Source organism: Streptomyces sp. NBC_00388, from assembly GCF_036061255.1.
GTDB lineage: Bacteria > Actinomycetota > Actinomycetes > Streptomycetales > Streptomycetaceae > Streptomyces.
This window is the reverse complement of sequence record NZ_CP107948.1, coordinates 3,027,811-3,048,840: the sequence shown is the minus strand read 5'-3', so window position 1 is coordinate 3,048,840 and position 21,030 is coordinate 3,027,811. Positions and strand designations below refer to the sequence as shown.

Sequence of the window (21,030 nt, the reverse complement as noted above, 5' to 3'; positions counted from 1 at the left end):
GCCGGGGTCGGTGCCGATGTCGTGATGGGTCACTTCATACCGCCTTGGACATGTACACCGCGTTCGTCCCGTAACTTCCCGGGAGTGCGATGTCGCGATGGGCCGCGTATCCGTTCGCCGACCAGAAGGTCTCGCTGCCCGCGACGGAGATGAGGGAGATGCGTTCGTGCGTCCTGGACCGGGCCGTCACGGTGAGGTGGTGCAGCAGACGCTTCGCCAGCCCCCGGCCGCGCAGGCGTTCGGCGATGACGAGATCGTGCAGATGGAGGTTGTGCGAGCGGAAGACGGTCTTCTCCGTATGGGTCAGATCGGGGTACTGGAACAGCGGGTAGGGCAGCGCCAGGAGATACCCCGCTATCTGCCGGTCCAGGCGCAGCACGAAGCAGGTGGCCGGCGAGGGCCGCGCCCGGGACTCCAGGGCGGCCCGCCCCTCGGAGAGGGCGCAGGCGGCATAGGTGCTGGCTTCCAGCGCCGCGATGCCGCTCCAGTCGTCGGCGGATATGTTCGCTATCTGAACGTCCTGGTCCATTACGGCAGGCCCTTCGTGGAGGTCCCGGCGGCAGCCTGCCCGGCGGGGACGGCCCCCGCGCCCGATGCCCCGGCGGCGGACGCCGGCCCGTCCACGACCGTGTACGGAAGCGGGCTGAATCCGTTGAAGCCCTGCGTCGCGTAACTGGTCGCGTAGGCACCGGAGGAGAGGACCCAGACCGGGTCCCCCGACGCGACACCTTCGGGCACCTGGACGAGCCGGTGCGCATGGGCGTAGGCGTCGTCGCTGTCGCAGGTGGGGCCCGCGACCACGGCCGGCACGGTGGCCGCCTCCGGGTGGGAGGGGAAGGCCAGGCGGTACTGCAGCTGGTCCATCTCGTACAGGCCGTTGAACTTCCCGCAGCTCAGATACAGCCAGTGCTGGCGTTCACCGTTCAGCTGCTCCCTCGTGGACAGCCGCGCCACATGCGCCCGGATCGCCCCGTGGTCGGCGACCAGATGGCGCCCCGGCTCCATGACGAAGTCCAGCGGGGTGCCGGAGACCGTCCTGAGCTGCCGCATGCCCTCCCGGATCGCCGCGAAGATCTTGTCCATCGGCGGCTCCAGCGGAGTGCCCCGGCTGTCGAGGTATCCGAGTGCGGGCAGCCCGCCGCCGAGATTGACGTGGTCGGGGCGGATCCCGCGGTCCCGCAGGGCCGCCAGGACGCCGGAGATGCTCGCGAACGCGCCCTCCCAGGCCTCGGCGGTCATCTGCTGGGATCCGACGTGCACGGACAGCCCCGCGGGGGTCAGGCCCGCGTCCCGGGCCGCTTCCAGGACGCGTACGGCGTCGGCTCCCGAGCAGCCGAACTTCTTGCTGAGCCCCCAGAGCGCACCCTCCCCGCTGGTGGCCAGCCTGCAGAACACCCGTGAGCCGGGGGCGTGTGCGGCGATGGCGGCCACGTCCTCCGTGCTGTCGGTCGCGAAGTCCCGGACGCCGAGCCGGTAGGCGTCGGCGATGTTCCGGTCGGACTTGATGGTGTTGCCGTAGTGGATACGGCCGGCAGGGACGCCGGTCGCGATGGCCCGCACGATCTCGCTGGGGCCCGCCGCGTCGAACCCGGCGCCCTGTTCCGCGAGGCAGCCGAGCACCTCGTCCACCGGACAGGCCTTCATCGCGAACCGGATGTCCACGCCCGGGAGTTCCCACGTCAGCGACTCGTACTGGCCCCGGATGCCGCCGAGGTCGAAGACGATCCGGTCGTCGGTCGCCGCTGCCAGCGCGGCGTGCAGGGCGGTGTTCGGATGTCTAGCGCTCATGGATGCCTGCTTCCCTGCTCACCCGTATCAGTGGTCCCCACGCCTGGATCAGCAGCGCGAAGTCCTCCATGTCCCGCTGGGCCTCGTTGAGCAACTGCCCGCCGCGTGCCGCCAGGAGGTCCGCGAAGACGGCGTACCTGCCACCGAGCGTCCGGTACGAACGGTCGATGCTGCGCAGCCGCTCCTCGTTCTCCGCCCGGTCGAGCCAGCTGCTCTCCCGTACGAAGGTGAGCACCGTGTCCGCGCTGAGGCGGAGCCCGTCCTCCAGCAGCGCGTCGCCCGCTGTGGCCATCCGCTGGTAGACGGAGTTGAAATAGAGCATCGAAAGGAAGAACTTCACCAACCGCAGCTGGTACGCCATGAATCCGGCGTCGGTGCGCCGTTCCCCGGTGTAGTAGTTCACGATGTGGCGGTTGTGCAGGACACCGGGGAGCCCGGCGTCGTGCACCAGGTGCATCAGGAAGTAGTCGCTGCCGATGGTGTCGGTCGCGGGCGGCAGCGGCACACTCTCGTACACCTCGCGGTGGAAACTGACGTTGCACATGTCCACCCGCATGGGATCGACCAGGCCGACCGCCGAGTGGTCGTGGGTGAACGGGTCGGTGCCCGCCCCCGTGAAGGCCTCGGCGACCAGCTGTTCCTTCGCCTCCTCCGACCACTCGCGCGGGGCCCACAGGCTCACGACATCGTGGTAGACGGCAGGGTCGAGCCGCTGGATCTCGCTGATGTCCACGGACAGTTCCCCCACGAAGGAGCTGCCCACCAGTGACACCGTCCGCTGCGCGTGGGCCGGGTCGAGGCGGCTCTCCGACACCCCGGCCACCGCGTCGGCGGCGCGCTTGCCGAGTGACATCAGCTCGTGGTGGACGGGGAAGACCGTCCGGCCGTCCCGGGTCTGGTAGGTGCTGTCCGAGTCCCTCCGGTGCACCGAGTCGCAGCCGAGTGCGGCGGCGATCAGGAAGGCACGGTTCGTGCAGGCGCCGTACGAGACCCCGGACGGCAGCATGAGGTCGAGGAGGAGATCCGGCTTGGGCACATCGGCGAGGCTGATCATCCGCCGCAGTAAGGAGCGCTGTGCCGCTTCGTCCAGGTGGTGCACGATCACCTGCGGCGTTCCGGTGGCCTCGCCTGCGACCTTCGCGTGCTCCGCGAAGTCCTGCTCGCCTGAGGAGTCCAGGATCAGCAGGCGCACTTCGACGCCGAAGTGCTCCGCCGCGTACGCGGCCTCGGCGCGCATGGCCGATATGGTCGCGGCGCAGGCCCTGTTGGTGGGAAGAGTCAGACAGATTCGCTGCATGCCAGTTCTCCGGTCGTGCGCTCGGCGTTCCGGCCGCCGTGCCAGGTTTCGAGCCCCAGCAGCTTCGCGCCGAGGTCGCTCAGTGCGGCTCTGCCGTACCTGAGGGATTCGTGCCGGGTCGCGTCACCGACCAGCGTCTTGTTCCAGTCCGGTGTGGAGAGGGTGCGCCAGGATTCGATCCGGGACTTCCGCATCTCCTCGTGGGACTCCAGCGCGGGCATCATCGAGAGGTACTGGACGGCGCGGACGCCGCTCTCCGAGATGTTGCGCGCCACACCGTGCGCGAGCAGGCCGTTCCAGATCAGCAGGTCGCCCGCTTTCAGCTCCGGCTGTACGACCGGGAATTCGGCCCGGTCGGTGCCCGGCCTGATCGGGTCACGGCCGGCCGGCTGCTGGAGCTTCCACCGGTCGAACTGGCGGAACAGCTCGGGCGAGCACTGGAATCCGCCCCGCTCGGGCTCGGTGTCGTTCAGCGCGATGATTCCCTGGACCCGCTGGGGCAGCACGCTGAGCGTGGTGTCGACGTCCCAGTGGAGCTCGATGTCGAAGCCCTCTTCCGTGGGCGCGATCAGTGCGCGGTCACGGTTCCTGACGTTCGGCGGGTTCAGGTTGAGCCGGTCCAGGGTGACCCACAGCTCCTCGCAGTCCCACACGTCGACGAACGCGTCGTAGACGCGCTGCGCCTGGCGGCTGTCCCAGACGAGCTGGTGGTGGTACGCCTCCACGAAGCCGTAGATGTGCAGCTCCCGGTCGAGGTCCGACCGGAAGTTCCGGTCCGCGTACCAGGTGTCCGGACGGTCCGGGTCGAGCCCCTGGAAGTCCCACGTGAAGTCCAGCAGGCGCTGCGCCGCCGCGGCGGGAATCGCCTCTTTCACGACGATGTAGCCGTAGGTCTGCCAGAAGGCGAGGTCCTCTTCCGACAGCACGCGCAGCGGCTGCGACTTCTTGATGTCCCGCAGCGGTGTCCGGGCCAGGTACATCTCCCCGTCCGTACTGAAGTAGGGGGTGTCCGAAGAGGCTCGATGCAGATAGGGGTCGGACGTCGACATGCAACCACTCCAGGTCTGAATGTGCTGGTTCTGATCGGATCGAGCGCGGCCGTCCGCCGGTGCGGGGCGCGCCGCGCACCGGGCGTCCGCCGGCCGCGGGGAGCGGCCGGCCGGGCGCCGGGCAAGCGGTGTTCGCGGCCGGAGACGGGCACCGGACCGCGGAGGGGAGCCGTCGGCGGACCGTGGTCCTGCGGGACGGCTGCGGGGTGGGGAAGGTCAGGGCGGACAGAGGCGGGGCGGGGGAGGTGGCTTCACCCGCGTGACGTGGCTGCGGCAGCGTCGCCGCGTACGTCCCCGGGACCCGCACCGCGCGGCGGGAGGCTGTCCCGCCGCGCGGTGCGGGGACGAGTGGACCGGGGGGTGCGGTCCGGGGGCCGGTCAGCCCGCCAGGGCTTCGGCCGCGGCCACACCCGAAGCGGTGGTGGCTCCGTGGGTCGCGATGTGGACCGCCCCGCTGGTCTCCGCGGCGGGCAGTCCCATCTCGACCACGACGGAGTCGGGCCGGGCGGTCAGCAGGTGCTTGAGGGAGTCCGTCATCCAGGTGTGCCGGCAGGCGTCCCGGACCACGACCACCAGGGGTCGTCCGGCCGCAGGTTCCAGCGCGTACCGGTCGAGCACGGTCAGGTCGGCAGCCACGTCCTCCTCGTGGACCCCGGTCGAGGTCGTCCCGGCCAGCCGCTCGCGCAGCGGGGCGGCGACACCCCAGGGGGTCTCCTTGGCGATGGCGAGGTTCATCGTCGGGACGAGCTCCACGACGTGCGGCGCCCCGCCGAGCGGCAGGGATCCGCCGTCCGCCAGGGTCACGCGCAGGGCGCGCCGGGCGGCCACGAAGCCGATGTCGGACTTGATCCGGTGGGGTGGTGCGGCGTGGAACAGGCCGTTCGACCAGGCCGAGAACTCCGCTACCCGCGCCACGGCCTCCCTGAGCCGTTCCTCCGGGAGCTCACCGTTGCGGACCGCGGACACCAGAGCCGTACTCAGCAGGTCGACCACCTCGGGATCCGCGCTCTCGCCACCGACGCACACCGCGTCCGCGCCGCCCGCCACCGCCCGCACCGTGGCACCGTCGATGCCGTAGAGACCGCTCACGGCCCCCATCTCGATGGCGTCCGTGATGACCAGTCCGTCGAAGCCCATCTCCGTGCGCAGCAGGTCGACGAGGAGGCGCCGGCTCAGCGTGGCGGGGAGGTCGGTGTCGTAGGCGGGGACGAGCAGATGGCCGCTCATGACGGCCCGCACCCCGCTCTCCATGGCGGCGCGGAAGGGCGGCAGGGCCTGTTCCCTGATCTCGTCGGCCGACGCGTCGTAGCGGGGCAGCCCGAGGTGGGAGTCGACGGCGGTGTCGCCGTGTCCGGGGAAGTGCTTGGCGCAGGCCGCGACTCCGGCGGACTGGAGGCCGCGGATCCAGGCGCCGGTGTGCCGGGCCACCAGTGCGGGCGTCGAGCCGAAGGACCGGACGCCGATGACCGGGTTGTCGGGGTTCGAGTTGACGTCCGCACTGGGTGCGTAGGTCAGGCTGATGCCGGCGGAGCGGAGCTCGTGTCCGATGTCCCGGGCGACCGCTTCGGTCAGGTCCGTGTCGTCGATCGCACCCAGCGCCAGGTTCCCGGGGCGGGTGCTGCCGGTCAGCGACTCGATCCGGGTGACGTCGCCGGCCTCCTCGTCGATGGCGATGATGAGGTCCGGGTTCTCCGCGCGCAGCTGCCGGGTGAGTCGCATCAGCTGACCCGGGTTGGCGATGTTGCGTGAGAAGAGCACGACGCTCGACAGGCCCTCACCGATCCGGCGCAGCAGCCAGTCCGGTGCCTCGGTGCCCTTGAAGCCAGGTTGGAGGATCTTGTAGGCGAGGTGCGTCAGTTCACTGCTGGGTGTGCTGGGCAAGGTCAGCCGGGCCTTCCTGGCGTGCCGATAAGGGACCGAGCCGCCGCGTGCTTGGTCCAGACCAATTGGATAGTGGCCTGGACCACGCGTCACGTCAAGTGCCGTGTTCCCTCGCGCTCGCCCTTGTTCACCCGATATGACTGCCCGTCAGTACCAGCCCATCTGCCCTGTAATGGGACCGCGCGGCTCTGCCCGCGCGGCCTTCGCGCGGGGTGGACCCGTTCCCTCCGGAAGGGGCCCGCCCCGCCGAACAGGCTCCGCTTCGCCGGGAGTTCGCCCCGCGTTGCCGGAGCCGCCTCGCGCATCCTGCGATGCCGGGCGCCAGCGGCCGGCGCCGTCAGTCGTCGTGGCCGCGCACGATCTCCTTCACCTTGGCCACCGCGAAGCCCCACCCCTGCTCGGCGGTCGGCTTGGCCGGTACGGCGATCTCGTCCGGGTTGGTGAGGACGTCCAGCAGGACGGGGCCGGGTGTACTGAGGGCCCGCTGGACCGACCCTTCCAGATCGGCCGGGTCCGTCACCCGGATCCCGGTGATGCCCATGGCGGTGGCGACGGCGGCGAAGTCGGGGTTGTCGAGCACCGTGCCGAACTCCGGCAGGCCCACCTGCTCCTGCTCCAGCTTGACCATGCCGAGACGGCGGTTGTCGAAGACCACGAGCTTGACCGGGAGCTGACTGCTCCTGAGCGTCATCAGGTCTCCGAGGAGCATGCTCAGCCCGCCGTCCCCGCAGAACGCGACCACCTGCCGCTCCCGGTCCAGGCACTGCGCGCCGAGCGCGTGGGGCATCGCGTTGGCCATGGAGCCCAGGTTGTACGAGCCGAGCAGCCGCCGAGACCCGCGCATCTCGACGAAGCGGGAGAGCCAGACCGTGGCCATCCCGGTGTCGGAGGTGAAGACGGCGTCGTCGGAGGCGAGCCGGTCCACCGTGGCGGCCAGCGCCTCGGGCCGGATCCCGTGCTCCGGATTGTCCAGAGCCGAACGGGCCCGCCCTGCCGCCTTCTTGTCGTGCTCGGGGTCGGCCAGCCGGGCCTGCCCCTCGCGCCAGCTCTCGAAGTGCTTGCGTGCGCGGTCGAGATGGGCGCGGTCGCGGTCGCCGCCTGCGGTCAGCTGCCCCAGCAGGTCCCGCACGGTGGCGCCCACATCACCGACCAGCCCGGCCTCGACCGGGACGCGCCGCCCGATGTGAGTGGCCTCGGTGTCCACCTGGATGACGGTCCGGCCCTCCGGATACCACTCCCGGTACGGGAAGTCGGTGCCCAGGAGCAGCAGCGTGTCGGCGTCATGGAGGGCCGAGGCGGCCGCCGGGTTGCCGATCAGGCCGGTCTGACCGACCTGGTACGGGTTGTCCGCGCCCTCGAATCCCTCCTTCGCCTTGAGCGTCAGCACCATCGGCGCGGCGAGCCGCTCCGCCAGGGCCAGCACGTCCGCGCGGGCCGCGCGGGCGCCCTGGCCGACGAGCAGGGTGACCCGTTCGGCGCGGTCGAGGAGCCCGGCCGCTCCCCGGGTGGCCGACTCCTCGGGCCGGGTCACCGCCTGGCTCAGCGAGAAGCGGGCCTTGCGGTCCGTCGTCAGCTTCCGCCCTCCGATGTCGGCGGGCACCGTGAGCACGGCGACACCCTTGTGCCCGAAGGCGTTCCGCACGGCCGTCTCCAGCAGCTGCGGCAGCTGGTCGGGTGAGGAGACCGTCGCCCGGAAGACCGCCACATCGCTGAAGAGGGCGTCGTTGTCGACCTCCTGGAAGGCGTTGCTCCCGATCTCGGCCAGCGGCACCTGCCCCGCGATCACCAGGACCGGTGTGCGGCTCTTGGCCGCGTCGTAGAGGCCGTTCAGGAGGTGGACGGAGCCGGGCCCGACCGTGCCCATGCAGACACCGAGGCGCCCCGAGAGCTGGGACTGGGCGCTCGCGGCGAAGGCCGCCGCCTCCTCGTGGCGGCACCCCACCCAGTCCACGCCCTCGGTGGTGCGGATGGCCTCGGTCAGGGGGTTGAGCGCGTCTCCGACGACGCCGAAGACGTGGCTTACGTCGAGTTCGCTCAGGGCGTCCACGATGACGCCGGCAACGGTACGGGTCACAAGGTCCTCCAGTTCGTGCGGGCTTGTCGGTGATCGGCCTGCCGCAGGCGCGGGCGCGGGCGCGGCGGCAGGCCGGCGGGTGTACGGGGCACGCTCAGACGGTGAATCGGTCGGGGTCGGCGGTCTTCCAGTCGGCCGCCCAGGACTCGGGCGCCTCCGCGAGCAGCTGACCGGGTTCGAGCCACTCGTACATCTCCTCGTACGAGCGCACGGTGAACGGGTCGATACGGCGTCGCAGCATGTGCGGCCGCAGGTCCGCCGGGTCGGTCACGCCCATGCTGGCCATGATCTGCTGGGCGCTCGCCACAGTGGACCGCTGGAGCCGCTGGACCCGGAGCGTCTTGTCCCCGACGTCCAGCGCGCGGGCCCGCCGGGGGTCCTGGGTGGTGACGCCGGTGGGGCAGGTGTTGGTGTGGCAGCGCTGCGCCTGGATGCAGCCCACGGCGAACATCATCGCGCGCGCCGCGTTGCCGTAGTCCGCGCCCTGCAGCAGCCGCTTGACCAGATCCGCACCGGTGGCGATCTTTCCGCTGGCGCCGATCCTGATGCGGTCGCGCAGGCCGGCGCCGACGAGGGCGTTGTGCACGGTGATCAGGCCGTCGGTGAGCGGGGTGCCGATCTGGTCGGCGAACTCCAGCGGGGCCGCGCCGGTGCCTCCCTCGGCGCCGTCCACGATGATGAAGTCCGGTGCGGTGCCCTCCTCCAGCATCGCCTTGCAGACGGAGAGGAACTGGCTCCGCGAGCCGGGGCAGAGCTTGAAACCGGTCGGCTTGCCGCCGGACAGCTCCCGCATCCGTGCGAGGAAGCGGACCAGCTCGCGAGGGGTGGAGAACTCCCGGTGGTACGGGGGCGAGATGACGGTCTCGCCCTGCGGCACCTCGCGCACCCGGGCGATCTCCGCGTTCACCTTGGCGCCCGGCAGTACCCCGCCGATACCGGGCTTGGCACCCTGCGACAGTTTGAGCGACACGCACTTGACCTGGTCGTGCGCCGCCTTGTCGGCGAACTCCGCCGGCTCGAAGGCGCCGTCGCCTGTGCGGCATCCGAAGTACCCGGTGCCGATCTCCCAGACGAGGTCGCCGCCGGGCCGCAGATGGTATTCCGACAGGCCGCCCTCGCCCGTGTCATGGGCGAAACCACCGGCGGCGGCACCCCCGTTGAGCGCCAGCACCGCGTTCGCCGACAGCGAGCCGAAGCTCATCGCCGACACGTTCAGCAGCGCCATGTCGTACGGGCGGGTGCAGTCGGGCCCGCCGATCCGCACCCGGGGCGGAGTCTCCGGCACCGGGCGGGGCGCCATCGACGGCACCAGGAACTCGAAGCCCGGCGCGTACACATCGCGCTCGGTACCGAACGGCTCCTCGGCGGCCGTGCCCTTCGCACGCTCGTAGACGATGCTCCGGGTGTCGCGGTCGAAGGGCCGCCCGTCGTAGTTCCGTTCCACGAAGTACTGCTGCAACTCGGGGCGTATGCGCTCCAGGAGGAAGCGGGCGTGCCCGATGACCGGGTAGTTGCGCAGCACCGAGTGCTTGCGCTGCACCAGGTCCGCCACGCCGAGCAGCCCGGCCAGGGTGAGCGGTACGGCGGCGAACAGCCACCACCACGAGGCCCCGCCGGCGGCTCCCCATGCGGCGATTGCCGCAAAGACCGTCAAACCAACACAACCGATTCGTATCACTCAGGACGGCTTGCCCCGTTCGGCTCTTCCACACCTCGGGGAGCCCCAAAGGAGTCTCAAGGATCACGCGCGGAGGGCTTCGTCGGCCTGCGAGTCAACCCCTCACTTCTCCTGTGAACAGCAGGATCGAAACGCTGTTCACCATTCAATTGAAGCCTTGAGGACCGGGATTCCTGGCTCCCTTTGCGAGGGTCGGGTTCGTGGGTTTGACTGGAACCGCAAGGAACGAATCCCCCCATAAGGATGGGAAGCGTCATGAACTCCACTGAACCGCTGACCGACCGCCTGGCGACGACGGACCTCGATGAGGATGTCGAGGCCGCACTCAACCCGGGCGAGGCCGAAGGCGTCTTCCGTGACTCGCGTGAATGCGCGAGCCTCGCGCTGATCGGCGGATCGGGCGCCCTGCTGCTCTCGCCGCCGACCCCGCGCCCGAAGAAGGCGTAAGCAGTCGCACATGGACCAGTCAAGTGCGTCCTCCCGCATCGCGGGAGCTGTGCGTGACCTGGCGTCCGAGGTGGTCTTCGCTCTGCAGAGCGAAGACCACCTCTCCACGGTCTGCGGTGCCGCCGGAATCGGCGAGGACGACAGAACGGGGATCGCCGCGGTCAGGGTCATCGGAGCCGATCTGCTGCTGCCGAGCCTGCTGTACGGACGTGATCCGCACCCCGGTGACGTGGCGGTGCTCCAGCGTGCCGTCATCGACTTCCCGCCGCGCGCGGACGCGCCGGCGGCGACCGCCTGGAGCCACTGGGCGATGGAGTCGGCGCTCGCCCCGCCCCGCCCCGGCGGTGTGGTGACGGAGCCCGACACGGCCTGGCTCGAACAGGCCCCCTGGCAGGCGCTCACCCATCAGCTCTCCGTCCTCGCCCCGCTCGCCCGGCCCGCCTCGGCGTCGGCGGTCAACCGGGTCGCGAGCCGCCGCCCGGCCGATGTGGCCCGAGGCTTCGTCCGGGCCGTACGCCGCCGCGACTGGCTCCAGGCGGCCGGGGCCGGCCGCTGGCTGGCCACGCTCGACGGAGTGCCCGACACCCTGGGCCTGGCCGCAGGTCTGGACTTCGTCCAGCTCATGGGCGGTCAGGACCCCCGGGTGGCCCTCCATCTGCGCGCGGCCGGACTGATCAGGTCGGGACCGGCCCGGTGACGGCCGCCCCCGAAGCACGCACGCAGCCCCGGTCCCGCGCCACCGCACTCGTGCACGGTGTCGCGGGCGCGGCCCTGGACTGGGTACGGGACAACCGCGCCGGATTCGAACTGCCCGACGACGTCCTGGAACCCCACACCGACGTCAACCGCACCATGAAGCCGCTCGGCGAACTGGCGCAGCTGTGCACCACGGTCCGGCGCCGCAGTCACCCCGACGACCCGCACCGCACCGCCGCGGCCGCGCTCGTACGGTTCGCCTGGGAGCAGGTCCGCGAGGGGGAACTCCTCCTCGACCTGGCTCGCAACGAGCCGTTCGCCACCTATCCCTTCGAGATCTACGCGGCCTTCGCCGGTGAGGGGCTGCGCCACGAGGGCTTCGAACGCCTCGCGGCCGTCGTCGCCACCACCCGCTGCTGGGCGCGCACCGAACAGCACGCCAACCGCGAGCTGGGGCTGCTCAACTCCGAGCGGCGCGTCGGTGTTCCCCCGCACACGGCGGCGGAGCCGGTCCTGCGCCGCACCTGGCTCGGCGGGCTGTCCGAGCCTTGGACCTTCGAGCGTTCCTCCGGGTACGCCCTGACGCACGTGGTGTTCCACCTGACCGACTGGGGCAACGCCCCGCACCGGATGCCGCACGACGTCGCCGGATATCTCGGCACCTGGCTCCCGGCGTGGATCGACGGCTGCTTCGAGAACGGACAGTGGGACCTCGGCGGTGAACTGCTCGCCGTCGCCGCCTGTCTGCCGGGACCGCCGCCGGCGGAGCTGGTGGAGACCTGCTGGCCGGTGCTGGCCGCCGTACAGGACGCCACGGGCGCGGTCCCGGAGACGGGCCCGCCGCTCGTACCGGCCGGCGGAGCGCGGCCGGACGGGGAGGCGGAGCGCGAGGCACCCGTTGAGTTCCTGAACTGCTACCACTCGACGCTGGTCACGGCCTTCGCGGCCGCTCTGACCCTGGGCAGGAACGGTGCGGCGGATCCGGGACCCGACTCAGGAGGCTCCGTATGAACGACGACCCGCGGACCGGGAGCGGCGACGCCCGGGGCGGCAGCGGCAGTGACACCGCCGGCGCCGCGGACACGGGCGCGCGCATCCGCCAGATCCACGACGTCGGGTCACGCGCCCTGGAGTGGCTGTACGCCCACCGGGACGGCTTCCGCCTGGAGGACCACCCCGACCCCGAGGTCGGGGTGCTCGACCGTTTCAAGCCGCTCGGCGAGCTGGCGCTGATCGGGAAGGTCATCTTCCGCGAGGGTGTCGCGGGCTCGCAGCAGGCCGCGACCGCGCACAAGCTCCTCGACCACGCCTGGCACGAAATCCTCGACTCCGGGGCCAGGCTCGCCGATGGCCAGACCCGCGAGCCGCTGTCGCCGGTGCCCTTCGAGGTCTACGTACCGTTCAAGGAGCTCGGCTACAGCAACCCGCAGGTCGAGGCAGCGGCCCGGCTGAACCACCGGCTGCTCAGCCGGCAGGTCCTGGAGGTTCTGCCGGTCCGCAGGCTCGGGCTCTCCGCGATGGAGCGCCGCTTCGGACTCGCGCCCGGCCTGCCCGAGGACGAGGCCGCCGGGCGGACCTGGCTCGCCCACCGCCCGGAGCCGTGGACGGTGGAGGGCCACATCGGCTACGACATCACGCACACGGTCTTCCACCTGACCGACTGGGGCGAGAACCCGTCCGGTCTGCCCCCGGACATCGCCGGCTACCTGGCCACCTGGCTGCCGGTCTGGCTGGACGACTGGCTCGACCTCGGGCGGTGGGACCTGCTCGGCGAGCTGCTCGTCGTGGACGCCTGCCTGCCCGAGCCGACCCTGGACCCGGCCGCCTGGCGTGGCTTCGCCGCCGCCCAGCAGCCCGACGGCGCGATGCCCGTCCAGGCGGCGATGCCCGAGGGCGACGAGGAGTACGTCTTCGATCTCGTCTACCACCCGACCCTGGTGGCCGCTTTCGCCTCCGCGCTGGCGGTCTCCCGCGCCATGGCCGACCTGACCGCGCCGTCCCCTTCATGACGGCGACCGGCCAGGAGACGCGCACCGGGACCGGAACGGCGGGCCGCCTGGCCGCCGCCGCGCAGGCAGTCGACGCGCCCGGCGTGGTCATCGCCGTCAGCCACCGGGGCCGCCGTACGGTCCACTGCGGCGGCAGCGCCCCCGCGCCGCAGCTCCCGCGCGACCGGCAGCGGTACGAGATCGGTTCGGCGTCCAAGACGTTCACGGGGCTCCTCCTCGCGGATCTGGTCCACGCCGGCCGCCTCTCCTACGACGAGGCGGCAGCCGCTCACCTGGCCCCCGGCAGGGACGCCGCGCTCGGTAACCCCGCGACCCTGCTCCACCTGATCACGCACACCGCAGGGCTGCCCGCCCTGCCGGCCGGCTTCTACCCGCAGGCGCTCCGGCACTGGTCGACCGACCCGTACAGCGGCTACCCGGCGGAGAGCGTCGTGGCCGCCTTCCTCCGGTCCCGGCCGCGTCACCGGCCGGGCACCCGCTGGCACTACTCCAACTTCGGCGCCTCGGTCCTGGGCCACACCCTCGCCGCTGCCGCGGCCACCCCGTGGGAGGAGCTGATCGACCAGCACGTCCTGGCCCCGCTCGGACTGACCGGCACGAGCCTGCATCCGGACGCCGTGATCCCGGACGCCGAGCCCCAGGACGCCGCGGGCCCCGGCCCCGCGACGCCGGACGGGCCGGGCGCCGACGCCCAGGGGCACCGCCCGGACGGCACCACACCGGTACCGGGTCTGGCCATGGGCGGCTTCCAGCCCGCAGGCGCCGTACGCGCGACCCCCGGCGATCTCCTCACCTACCTGGAAGCACACCTGGACCCGGCCGGCTCCCCGCTGGAAGCCGCGCTCCGCGAGGTCTGCCCGCCGGTGCTCCGCAGAGGCCTCGGCCACCGCCACACGCACACCCTCACCTGGTTCCAGCATCCCTCGCCCCAGGGGCCGTTGTACTTCCACGCGGGCGCCACCACCGGCCAGCAGGCCTTTCTCGGCTTCCGGCCGGCCACCCGCACGGCGGTGGTGGCGCTGACCACCCGCCGTATCCGCCTGCGGGACACGTTCATCGCCACGGCGTACGCCCTCCTCAGCGAGGCCCCCGGCTGACCGCGGGGGCGGGGGGAGTGCGGGGCGGAGTGCCGTGCGGAGGGCGGACCGGAGCCGGGCGGCTGGTTCCGGTCATTTCCGCGAGATGCGCGGAGCGCTCTTCTTCCGTTCCGCCATTCGGCCTTGGGGCGTCATAAACTCCGCGATGCGGAGGTTACTTTCCGAACTTACTTCATCACGTGTAGTGTTTGTCGCGCCCACTTCCGACGCGGTCGTATTCCGTGAATCGTCTGCTCTGCGTGCCCCGATGGGAATGAGTAGCCCATGTCCACAGGCATTTTCAGAACACACAGTCCGACCGGGACCGGATGGCATGCCGTGGCGGGCCGGCCGCCGACCGCCCCGGCGGCAACGGCCCCGGCGGCGCCTTCCCCGGCCGCTGCCGCACCGGCCGTGACCCCACCGGCCGTGACCGTCGAACCCCTCTCGCAGGGGCGGTGGATGCTCGCCGCTCAGGGATACGTCCCCGTCTCGGTGCGCCAGACCTCCTCCGAGGTCCATCTCGTGTTCGCGCCGTCCCCGGGTCCTGGGGGCATTCCCGAGTGCCCGGCCGAAACAATTGAAACAATGGAAACAGTCGATTCGACCGCGCCGGTGGAACAACTTCCGGACCCCGTCCAAGTCGACCATGCCGCCCGCACCGTTCATGTCGCCGGACGCCAACTCGAACTGCCGCGGCTGGAGTTCGACCTGCTGGCCTATTTCGTCTCCCGACCGCGCCACGTTCACGCGCGCCATCAGCTCATCGCCGCCCTCTGGCCCGACGCGGGCGGCAGCGAGCGCACCGTGGACGTCCATGTCGCCCGGCTACGCAGGCGGCTGGGCCCGCAGTACCGAAAAGTCATCGCGACGGTCGTCGGCGTGGGCTACAAGTACGTCCCGGTGCTCGCCGGCCCCTAGCCGGCCGGGCCGCCCGCGCCGCCGCCTCCGTACCACCGCGGCCCCGGCGAGCACGGCTGCCGCGAGCCCCCCGGCCGCCGACCCGATCCGCAGCCCCGGCGGGCGGAACGTGCAGCTCACGCTTGACGCGCCGCCGGTCAGCGGTACCGCGACCAGGCCCAGATACGAGCGGGCGGGCCGGTCCGCGTCATGGCCCGCGTGGCACTGCCAGCCGGAGATGCGGGGCATCGCGAACACCGCGGTCCCCCGTGAACCCGCGGGCAGCCGGGCCCGCACCGCATCGCCCGTGACCCGGACCGAGCGTGCCCCCGTCGAGCTCAGACGCGCCACCGCCCTCGCCAGCCGGGGGCGGGAGAGACAGGCCGTCCTGCCGTGCGGATGCGGGGTGACCGCAGCGCCGCCAGGCGCCGGACCCATGGGCTGGAGTGCCGCGCGCCGGCCCCGCTGCCCGCCGCGCAGTTCCACCGCGGTGCCGCCGCCCAGCCGGACGGGCCCCGTGTGGTCCGGCGCCGAGTAGAAGACATCGGTCCCGGCCGGGCAGGCGTCCGCGTACGTATAGACGCGCGCGCCCAGCAGCAGTTCCTGGTTCCGGAACGGGGAGCGCCCGAAGCGCGGCACCGGGCCGGGCGGTCGCACGGTCACCAGTGGCGGAGCCGCCGAACGCGTCACCGTCACCGCACCCGCACCTCTGAAGCCCGGCGCCGACCGCACCCGGGCGCCCACCGAGAAGATCGCGTCCGTCACCGGACTGTCCAGCGACTGGACGCTCCGGCCGCGCGAGGTCCAGCCGCCCCCGAGCGCGGCCATCATCCGGGTGTACGGGTCCGGCGTCATGCTGCTGTAGTACGAGCCGCCCTCCCCGCCGACCAGCAGCGGGTCGTTCCCGGTGGTCTGCTCACGCCCCGGGTCGGTGCGGTAGCGCGGCCAGCCGTCGGCCCCTGCCACGGCTGCCGCCTCCTCGTCCAGATGGCGGCCCCAGGGCGCGTAGTCGTCCAGCCGGTGGATCTTGACCCGGTCCGCGTACGCCGTCGTCGCCGCAGCCTGCCCTGCCTGCGCTCCCACCAGCAGCAGAGCGGCGACGACCGGCGGCCACCCGCGCACCGCAGCCCGGCCCCGCGGGGTGCTCGCCGGGTGCGCGGACCTCCCCAGCAGCAGCAGTCCGGCCACCACGGCGGCCAGGCCGAGACCGAAGAGCGGATACGTATATACGGTGACCGTCCGCGAGGAGGCCGCGAAGCCGGCACCCGCCGCGAGCACCCCCGCCCCGCCGGCCAGGGCCCGGCCGCGCGGCACCCCGTAGGAAAGTGTCGTCCAGGCCGCGATGACCAGCAGACCGCTGAGGACGAACGTCTGCCGGTAGGGGCTGCCGTTCGGCGTCGCGAACGCGTGCCAGAGCAGATGCGTGGGCCGCCACTGCAGCGACAGCGTGACCAGCACCACGAGCCCTGCCCAGGCGGCCCGTTCGCGGCGCGGCACCGCGTGGTGGAAGACCAGCGCGCAGGCGAGCAGCAGGGTGCCCGTGCCGAGGAAGAGCGCGGGGGTGGAGAAGCTGTACGTGGCCGGGAGCGTGCGGGCGAACACATCGGTCCAGGAGGCCGGTGCGAAGGTCCTGGACCAGCCCGGGTAGGCATGCCGGGTCCCGAGGAAGACCGTACAGAGGAGCGGTGCGGCGAGTCCGGTACCCAGCAGGACCGTTCCGGCGGCCCGCAGCAGCACCCGGATCCGGCGGCGCTCCCCGCCCTCCTCCACCAGCAGCCGGACGAGCAGCACCAGCGCGGCCCCGATGGTCGCCATGTAGGCGGTGTAGAAGTTCGCCGTCCAGGCGAGCGCGACGACCAGCGGGCCCAGCAGCGGTCTGCGCTTCTCCCGGACCCACTCGCCGACCAGGCACAGCAGCGGGAAGGCGATCAGGCCGTCCAGCCACATCGGGTTGTACGAGGCCTCCAGGACCGACCAGCCGCAGAGCGCGTACGAGGCGCCGAACAGGCCTGCCGCCCACCAGCGGCCGGGCCGCAGGGCGAGGAGCAGTGCGGCCATCGCCGCCGCGGCCGCCGCCGTCTTGAGCAGCGTGACCAGATACACCGCGAGGTCGATCCGGTCTTTCGGGAAGAACGCGACCAGCAGCGCGAACGGACTGCTCAGATAGGTCCCCAGATCCGGCAGGAAGGATGTGCCGTACCCCGACTGCCAGTTGAGCAGCAGCCCGCCGTGTGCCCGGCCGTGCAGCAGGTCCTGGAGGTGGGCGTGGAAGGGGACGTACTGGTTGCCCAGGTCACTGATGCTGCGGTGGCGCGGACCGAAGGGGTCGATACGGGCGGCGGCGTCCCCGGCGCACACGGCCAGTACGGTGAGCAGGGCGGCCAGTACCGTGGCACGGAGACGGGGCGTCGCTGCCGGGCGGGGTCTCATGTCTCGAATATGGCAGTGAATGCGAGGAATCGGCCTGGAATGTGCCGAGTTCACCGACTGGTCGCCCGGACTTCACCGAGGCCGGACAGGATCCGGGCCACCGGGCTCCTGGCCGGTGCCACCCCCCGCTTTTCAGGAGCGCGTACGCAGATGAACACCGCACGGCCGGCCTCCAGGGCGCACCTCGGCCAGCTGGTCCGCTTCGCTCTGGTCGGCGTGGTGAACACCGGTACGTACTACGGCTGTTATCTGCTCCTGCTCACACAGCTTCCCTACCTCGCCGCGCACACCGCCGCCTTCTGCCTCAGCATGGTCGGTTCGTTCTTCATGAACGCCCGGTTCACCTACCGGATCCGGCCGACCTGGCGGAAGTTCCTGCTCTTCCCGCTGACCAACGCGGCCAACTTCGTGATCACCACCTGCGGGGTGTACCTGCTGGTGGACCTGGCGGGGCTCGGCGCCCACCGCGCGCCACTGGTGGCGGCAGCGGCAGCGATCCCGCTCACTTTTGTCATCTCGCGCACGATCATGCTCCGCCCCGACAACCGGGAAGCTCCCGAATCGTTGGTCGAACCAGTGGCCCCCGCCACGCCGAATGCCTAACATCGATCAACGCAAGGCCTTGTGCGCCCGCCCGTCGCCCGACCACCACCCTTCAAGGAGGCGCCGGGCGCCGCACCAACGTCCGCACAGACTCGCCGCCAGGAGGCTCCTTTGCACCGCCGCCGTCGCACTGCGCTCTCCGTATCCGCCGCGCTCGTCGCTGCGGCCCCGCTCCTCGCCGCCTGCGGCGGCCAGCCCCATCCGGGGGCCGCGGCCGTCGTGGGCAAGGACCGGATCACGGTCGCTGCCCTCCAGACGCAGGTGAACGCCGTGCGCGAGGCACAGAACAAGTCGCCGCAGGCGGCCGAGATGATCCGGAGCAGCAACAACCTCAGCGGGATGAAGCTCGGCAACATGATCTTCGACCGGGTGCTCGCCAGGGCAGCGGAGGACGCCGGGGCCAAGGTCACCCGCAAGGACATCCAGGACGCACGGGCCCAGCTGGTGAAGCAGGCCGGCAGCGAGCAGCGGCTCCAGCAGGTCTACCTCCAGCAGAACGGCATCGCCCCCGGCCAGATCGGGCAGGCGCTCCAGGAGCAGGTCACCGCGACGAAGCTGGCCGAGAAGCTGGGCGCGTCACTCGGGACCCCGCAGGGCCAGAGCGCCGTGCTCCAGGCGATGACGAAGACGTCCAAGGCCATGGGCGTGGACGTCAATCCGCGCTACGGGGTGTGGGACGTGAGGAAGAGCCAGCTGGGCGCGTACAAGACGCCGTGGATCACCCAGGTCACCAAGGAGCAGGCGGCGCCGTCCGCCGCGACCGGGGCGTAGCGCGGCGGGGTAGTTTCGACGGGTGACCGCTGACAACACCCCCGATGCCGCAGCCTCCGCCGTTCCCGGGGAGCAGGACGCCCCCGGCAGGGTCGTCCTGCTCACCACCAGTCACCGGGTCGCGCCAGGACTGCTGTCCTGGCCGGCCTGGCAGCTGCTGCACGGCGCGGACCTGGTGGTCTGCGCGGACACCGACCACCCGCAGCTGCCGTATCTCCGCGAGGCCGGGGTGACCGCGCGGCACGCGGCGCCCGGCGCGGGGCAGCTGGTGGAGGAGTGCGCGGGCGGCCGTACGGTCGTCGTCCTGCTCACGGGCGAGGGCGACCGCCGGCTGACCGACGGGCTGGCCGCCCTCGCGGGCAGCGGGCGGGTGCGGATGCCGGACCTGGAGCTGCTGCCCGGCTCGTACGACCTGCCGGGCGCGCGCCTGCTCGACCTGGTGCAGGTGATGGACCGGGTGCGGCGCGAGTGCCCGTGGACCTCCCAGCAGACCCACCGGGGGCTCGCCAAGTACCTGATCGAGGAGGCGTACGAACTCGTCGAGGCGATCGAGGACGGCGACCGCGAGGAGCTGCGTGAGGAGCTCGGTGACGTCCTCCTCCAGGTCGTCTTCCACGCGCGGATCGCGCAGGAGGGCACCGGGGAAGAAGGGGACGAGCCGTTCACCATCGACGATGTCGCGGGTGGCCTGGTCGGGAAACTGATCCACCGCCACCCGCATGTGTTCGGTGACGCGACGGCGGAGACCGCCGAGGACGTCCACGCCCACTGGAACCGTACGAAGGCGATCGAGAAGCAGCGGACGTCGGTGACCGACGGCGTGCCGGTCGGACAGCCCGCCCTCGCGCTCGCGGCGAAACTGGCCTCCCGGGTGCGGGGCTCCGGGCTCCGCGTACCGCTCCCGGCGGGGGAGGGCGTCGGCTACCGGCTGCTCGCCCTGGCCGCGAGCGCGGAGGAGGCAGGCACGGACCCGGAGTCCGCGCTGCGCGCAGCGGCGCGGGCGTACCGGGACGCGATCCGGGCCGCGGAGAGCGCGACGGACGGTACGGCTACCGTCGAGGAGTGACCGACAACAGCACCGCAGGCCCGGCCCCCGCCCTCTTCACCTGGGAGTTCGCGACCGACCCGTATCCGGCCTACGCCTGGCTCCGGGAGAACGCGCCCGTCCACAGGACCGCGCTCCCCAGCGGGGTGGAGGCCTGGCTGGTGACGCGGTACGCGGATGCGCGGACGGCGCTCGCCGAGCCCCGGCTGTCGAAGAACCCCGCGCACCACGCGGAGTCCCCGCACGCCAAGGGCAAGACCGGCATCCCGGGCGAGCGCAAGGCCGAGCTGATGACGCACCTGCTCAACATCGACCCGCCGGACCACACCAGGCTGCGGCGCCTGGTCTCCAAGGCGTTCACCCCGCGCACCGTCGCGCTCTTCGCACCCCGTGTCCAGGAGCTGACGGACCAGCTGATCGACGCCTTCGTGGCGAACGGGGAGGCCGACCTCATCCATGACTTCGCCTTCCCGCTCCCCATCTACGCCATCTGCGACCTCCTCGGCGTCCCGCGCGAGGACCAGGACGACTTCCGTGACTGGGCGGGGATGATGATCCGTCACGGGGGCGGGCCGCGCGGCGGTGTCGCGCGGTCGGTCAAGAAGATGCGGAACTACCTCGCGGAGCTCATCCACCGCAAGCGCGAGAACCCGGGCGACGACCTCATCTCCGGGCTCATCAGGGCGAGCGACGACGGCGAGCACCTGACCGAGAACGAAGCAGCCGCCATGGCCTTCATCCTGCTCTTCGCCGGGTTCGAGACCACCGTGAACCTCATCGGGAACGGCATGTACGCGCTGCTGCGCAACCCCGGCCAGCGTGCGCGCCTGGAGGCGTCGCTGGCCGCAGGCGAGACCGGCCTGCTGGCCACCGGCGTGGAGGAGCTTCTCCGCTTCGACGGGCCGGTGGAGCTGGCGACCTGGCGGTTCGCCACCGAGGAGCTGACCCTGGGCGGGCAGTCGATCGCGGCGGGCGATCCCGTACTCGTCGTGCTGGCCGCCGCCGACCGCGATCCCGCGCGTTTCACCGAACCGGACACGCTCGACCTCTCCCGTACCGACAACCAGCATCTGGGGTACGGGCACGGCATCCACTACTGCCTCGGCGCACCCCTCGCCCGGCTGGAGGCGCAGACCGCGCTCGCCACCCTGCTGCGCCGCCTTCCGGAGCTGCGGCTCGCGGGGGATCCCGGTGATCTGCGCTGGCGCGGCGGGCTCATCATGCGGGGGCTGCGCACGCTCCCGGTGGAGTTCGGGACACCGTCCGGCTGACGGTCCGACCAGGTC

At 71.8% G+C, this 21,030-nt stretch carries 18 protein-coding genes; 10 read left to right on the top strand and 8 right to left on the bottom strand.

The annotated features are described in order from the left end of the window. Window positions 1–34 precede the first annotated feature (34 nt). The 7 genes from OG917_RS13770 to OG917_RS13740 all read right to left on the bottom strand — a co-directional run bounded on the left by OG917_RS13770 (window position 35) and on the right by OG917_RS13740 (window position 9,767). Window positions 35–529: a GNAT family N-acetyltransferase gene (locus OG917_RS13770; RefSeq protein ID WP_328317884.1), complete on the bottom strand. Its 495-nt coding sequence runs from the start codon at window positions 527–529 to the stop codon at window positions 35–37. Next, complete coding sequence (locus OG917_RS13765) at window positions 529–1,788, bottom strand: type III PLP-dependent enzyme (protein ID WP_328317883.1); 1,260 nt, start codon at window positions 1,786–1,788, stop codon at window positions 529–531. The genes OG917_RS13770 and OG917_RS13765 overlap by 1 nt, the downstream gene beginning before the upstream one ends. Further along, complete coding sequence (locus tag OG917_RS13760) at window positions 1,778–3,085, bottom strand: DUF6271 family protein (protein ID WP_328317882.1); 1,308 nt, start codon at window positions 3,083–3,085, stop codon at window positions 1,778–1,780. The genes OG917_RS13765 and OG917_RS13760 overlap by 11 nt, the downstream gene beginning before the upstream one ends. Beyond that, the gene (locus OG917_RS13755; RefSeq protein ID WP_328317881.1) at window positions 3,067–4,134 is read right to left on the bottom strand and encodes a phytanoyl-CoA dioxygenase family protein; all 1,068 of its coding nucleotides are present in this window, start codon (window positions 4,132–4,134) and stop codon (window positions 3,067–3,069) included. Before OG917_RS13755 ends, OG917_RS13760 begins: the two co-directional genes overlap by 19 nt. A gap of 378 nt (window positions 4,135–4,512) precedes the next feature. Continuing rightward, window positions 4,513–6,015 (bottom strand): glycoside hydrolase family 3 protein, encoded by a 1,503-nt coding sequence (locus OG917_RS13750; protein WP_328317880.1) that lies wholly within the window; start codon window positions 6,013–6,015, stop codon window positions 4,513–4,515. A gap of 337 nt (window positions 6,016–6,352) precedes the next feature. Next, entirely contained in the window at window positions 6,353–8,089 is a 1,737-nt protein-coding gene (locus OG917_RS13745; RefSeq protein ID WP_328317879.1) for a thiamine pyrophosphate-dependent enzyme, read from the bottom strand. 94 nt (window positions 8,090–8,183) lie between these two features. Then, window positions 8,184–9,767: an FMN-binding glutamate synthase family protein gene (locus tag OG917_RS13740; RefSeq protein ID WP_328317878.1), complete on the bottom strand. Its 1,584-nt coding sequence runs from the start codon at window positions 9,765–9,767 to the stop codon at window positions 8,184–8,186. A 255-nt stretch (window positions 9,768–10,022) separates the two neighbouring features. Between OG917_RS13740 and OG917_RS13735 the strand changes: the two genes are divergently transcribed. From OG917_RS13735 to OG917_RS13710, 6 genes are all read left to right on the top strand, one after another. Then, window positions 10,023–10,214, top strand: a complete 192-nt coding sequence (locus OG917_RS13735; protein WP_328317877.1) for a hypothetical protein — start codon at window positions 10,023–10,025, stop codon at window positions 10,212–10,214. A 10-nt stretch (window positions 10,215–10,224) separates the two neighbouring features. Beyond that, window positions 10,225–10,911, top strand: coding sequence for a hypothetical protein (locus OG917_RS13730; protein ID WP_328317876.1), 687 nt, complete (start codon window positions 10,225–10,227; stop codon window positions 10,909–10,911). Continuing rightward, window positions 10,908–11,921, top strand: coding sequence for a DUF6895 family protein (locus OG917_RS13725; RefSeq protein ID WP_328317875.1), 1,014 nt, complete (start codon window positions 10,908–10,910; stop codon window positions 11,919–11,921). The genes OG917_RS13730 and OG917_RS13725 overlap by 4 nt, the downstream gene beginning before the upstream one ends. Next, window positions 11,918–12,919, top strand: a complete 1,002-nt coding sequence (locus tag OG917_RS13720) for a DUF6895 family protein (RefSeq protein WP_328317874.1) — start codon at window positions 11,918–11,920, stop codon at window positions 12,917–12,919. Before OG917_RS13725 ends, OG917_RS13720 begins: the two co-directional genes overlap by 4 nt. Continuing rightward, a complete protein-coding gene (locus OG917_RS13715; RefSeq protein WP_328317873.1) occupies window positions 12,916–14,016 on the top strand; it encodes a serine hydrolase domain-containing protein in 1,101 nt (366 codons plus the stop codon). Before OG917_RS13720 ends, OG917_RS13715 begins: the two co-directional genes overlap by 4 nt. Before the next feature lie 408 nt (window positions 14,017–14,424). After that, window positions 14,425–14,916: a winged helix-turn-helix domain-containing protein gene (locus OG917_RS13710; RefSeq protein ID WP_328317872.1), complete on the top strand. Its 492-nt coding sequence runs from the start codon at window positions 14,425–14,427 to the stop codon at window positions 14,914–14,916. Here the strand turns inward: OG917_RS13710 and OG917_RS13705 are convergent. Beyond that, window positions 14,824–17,325, bottom strand: coding sequence for a YfhO family protein (locus OG917_RS13705; protein ID WP_328317871.1), 2,502 nt, complete (start codon window positions 17,323–17,325; stop codon window positions 14,824–14,826). The two genes, OG917_RS13710 and OG917_RS13705, sit on opposite strands and share 93 nt — an antisense overlap. 150 nt (window positions 17,326–17,475) lie before the next feature. Here OG917_RS13705 and OG917_RS13700 point away from each other — a divergent pair, with 150 nt between their 5' ends. The 4 genes from OG917_RS13700 (at window position 17,476) to OG917_RS13685 (ending at window position 21,015) form a co-directional block, all read left to right on the top strand. Next, window positions 17,476–17,928 (top strand): GtrA family protein, encoded by a 453-nt coding sequence (locus OG917_RS13700; RefSeq protein WP_328317870.1) that lies wholly within the window; start codon window positions 17,476–17,478, stop codon window positions 17,926–17,928. Window positions 17,929–18,039: 111 nt separating this feature from the next. Beyond that, the gene (locus tag OG917_RS13695) at window positions 18,040–18,699 is read left to right on the top strand and encodes a SurA N-terminal domain-containing protein (protein ID WP_328317869.1); all 660 of its coding nucleotides are present in this window, start codon (window positions 18,040–18,042) and stop codon (window positions 18,697–18,699) included. A 22-nt stretch (window positions 18,700–18,721) separates the two neighbouring features. Further along, on the top strand, window positions 18,722–19,765 hold the full coding sequence (locus tag OG917_RS13690; RefSeq protein ID WP_328317868.1) for a nucleoside triphosphate pyrophosphohydrolase: 1,044 nt from the start codon (window positions 18,722–18,724) through the stop codon (window positions 19,763–19,765). Further along, window positions 19,762–21,015, top strand: a complete 1,254-nt coding sequence (locus OG917_RS13685; RefSeq protein ID WP_328317867.1) for a cytochrome P450 family protein — start codon at window positions 19,762–19,764, stop codon at window positions 21,013–21,015. Before OG917_RS13690 ends, OG917_RS13685 begins: the two co-directional genes overlap by 4 nt. Window positions 21,016–21,030: the final 15 nt, after the last annotated feature.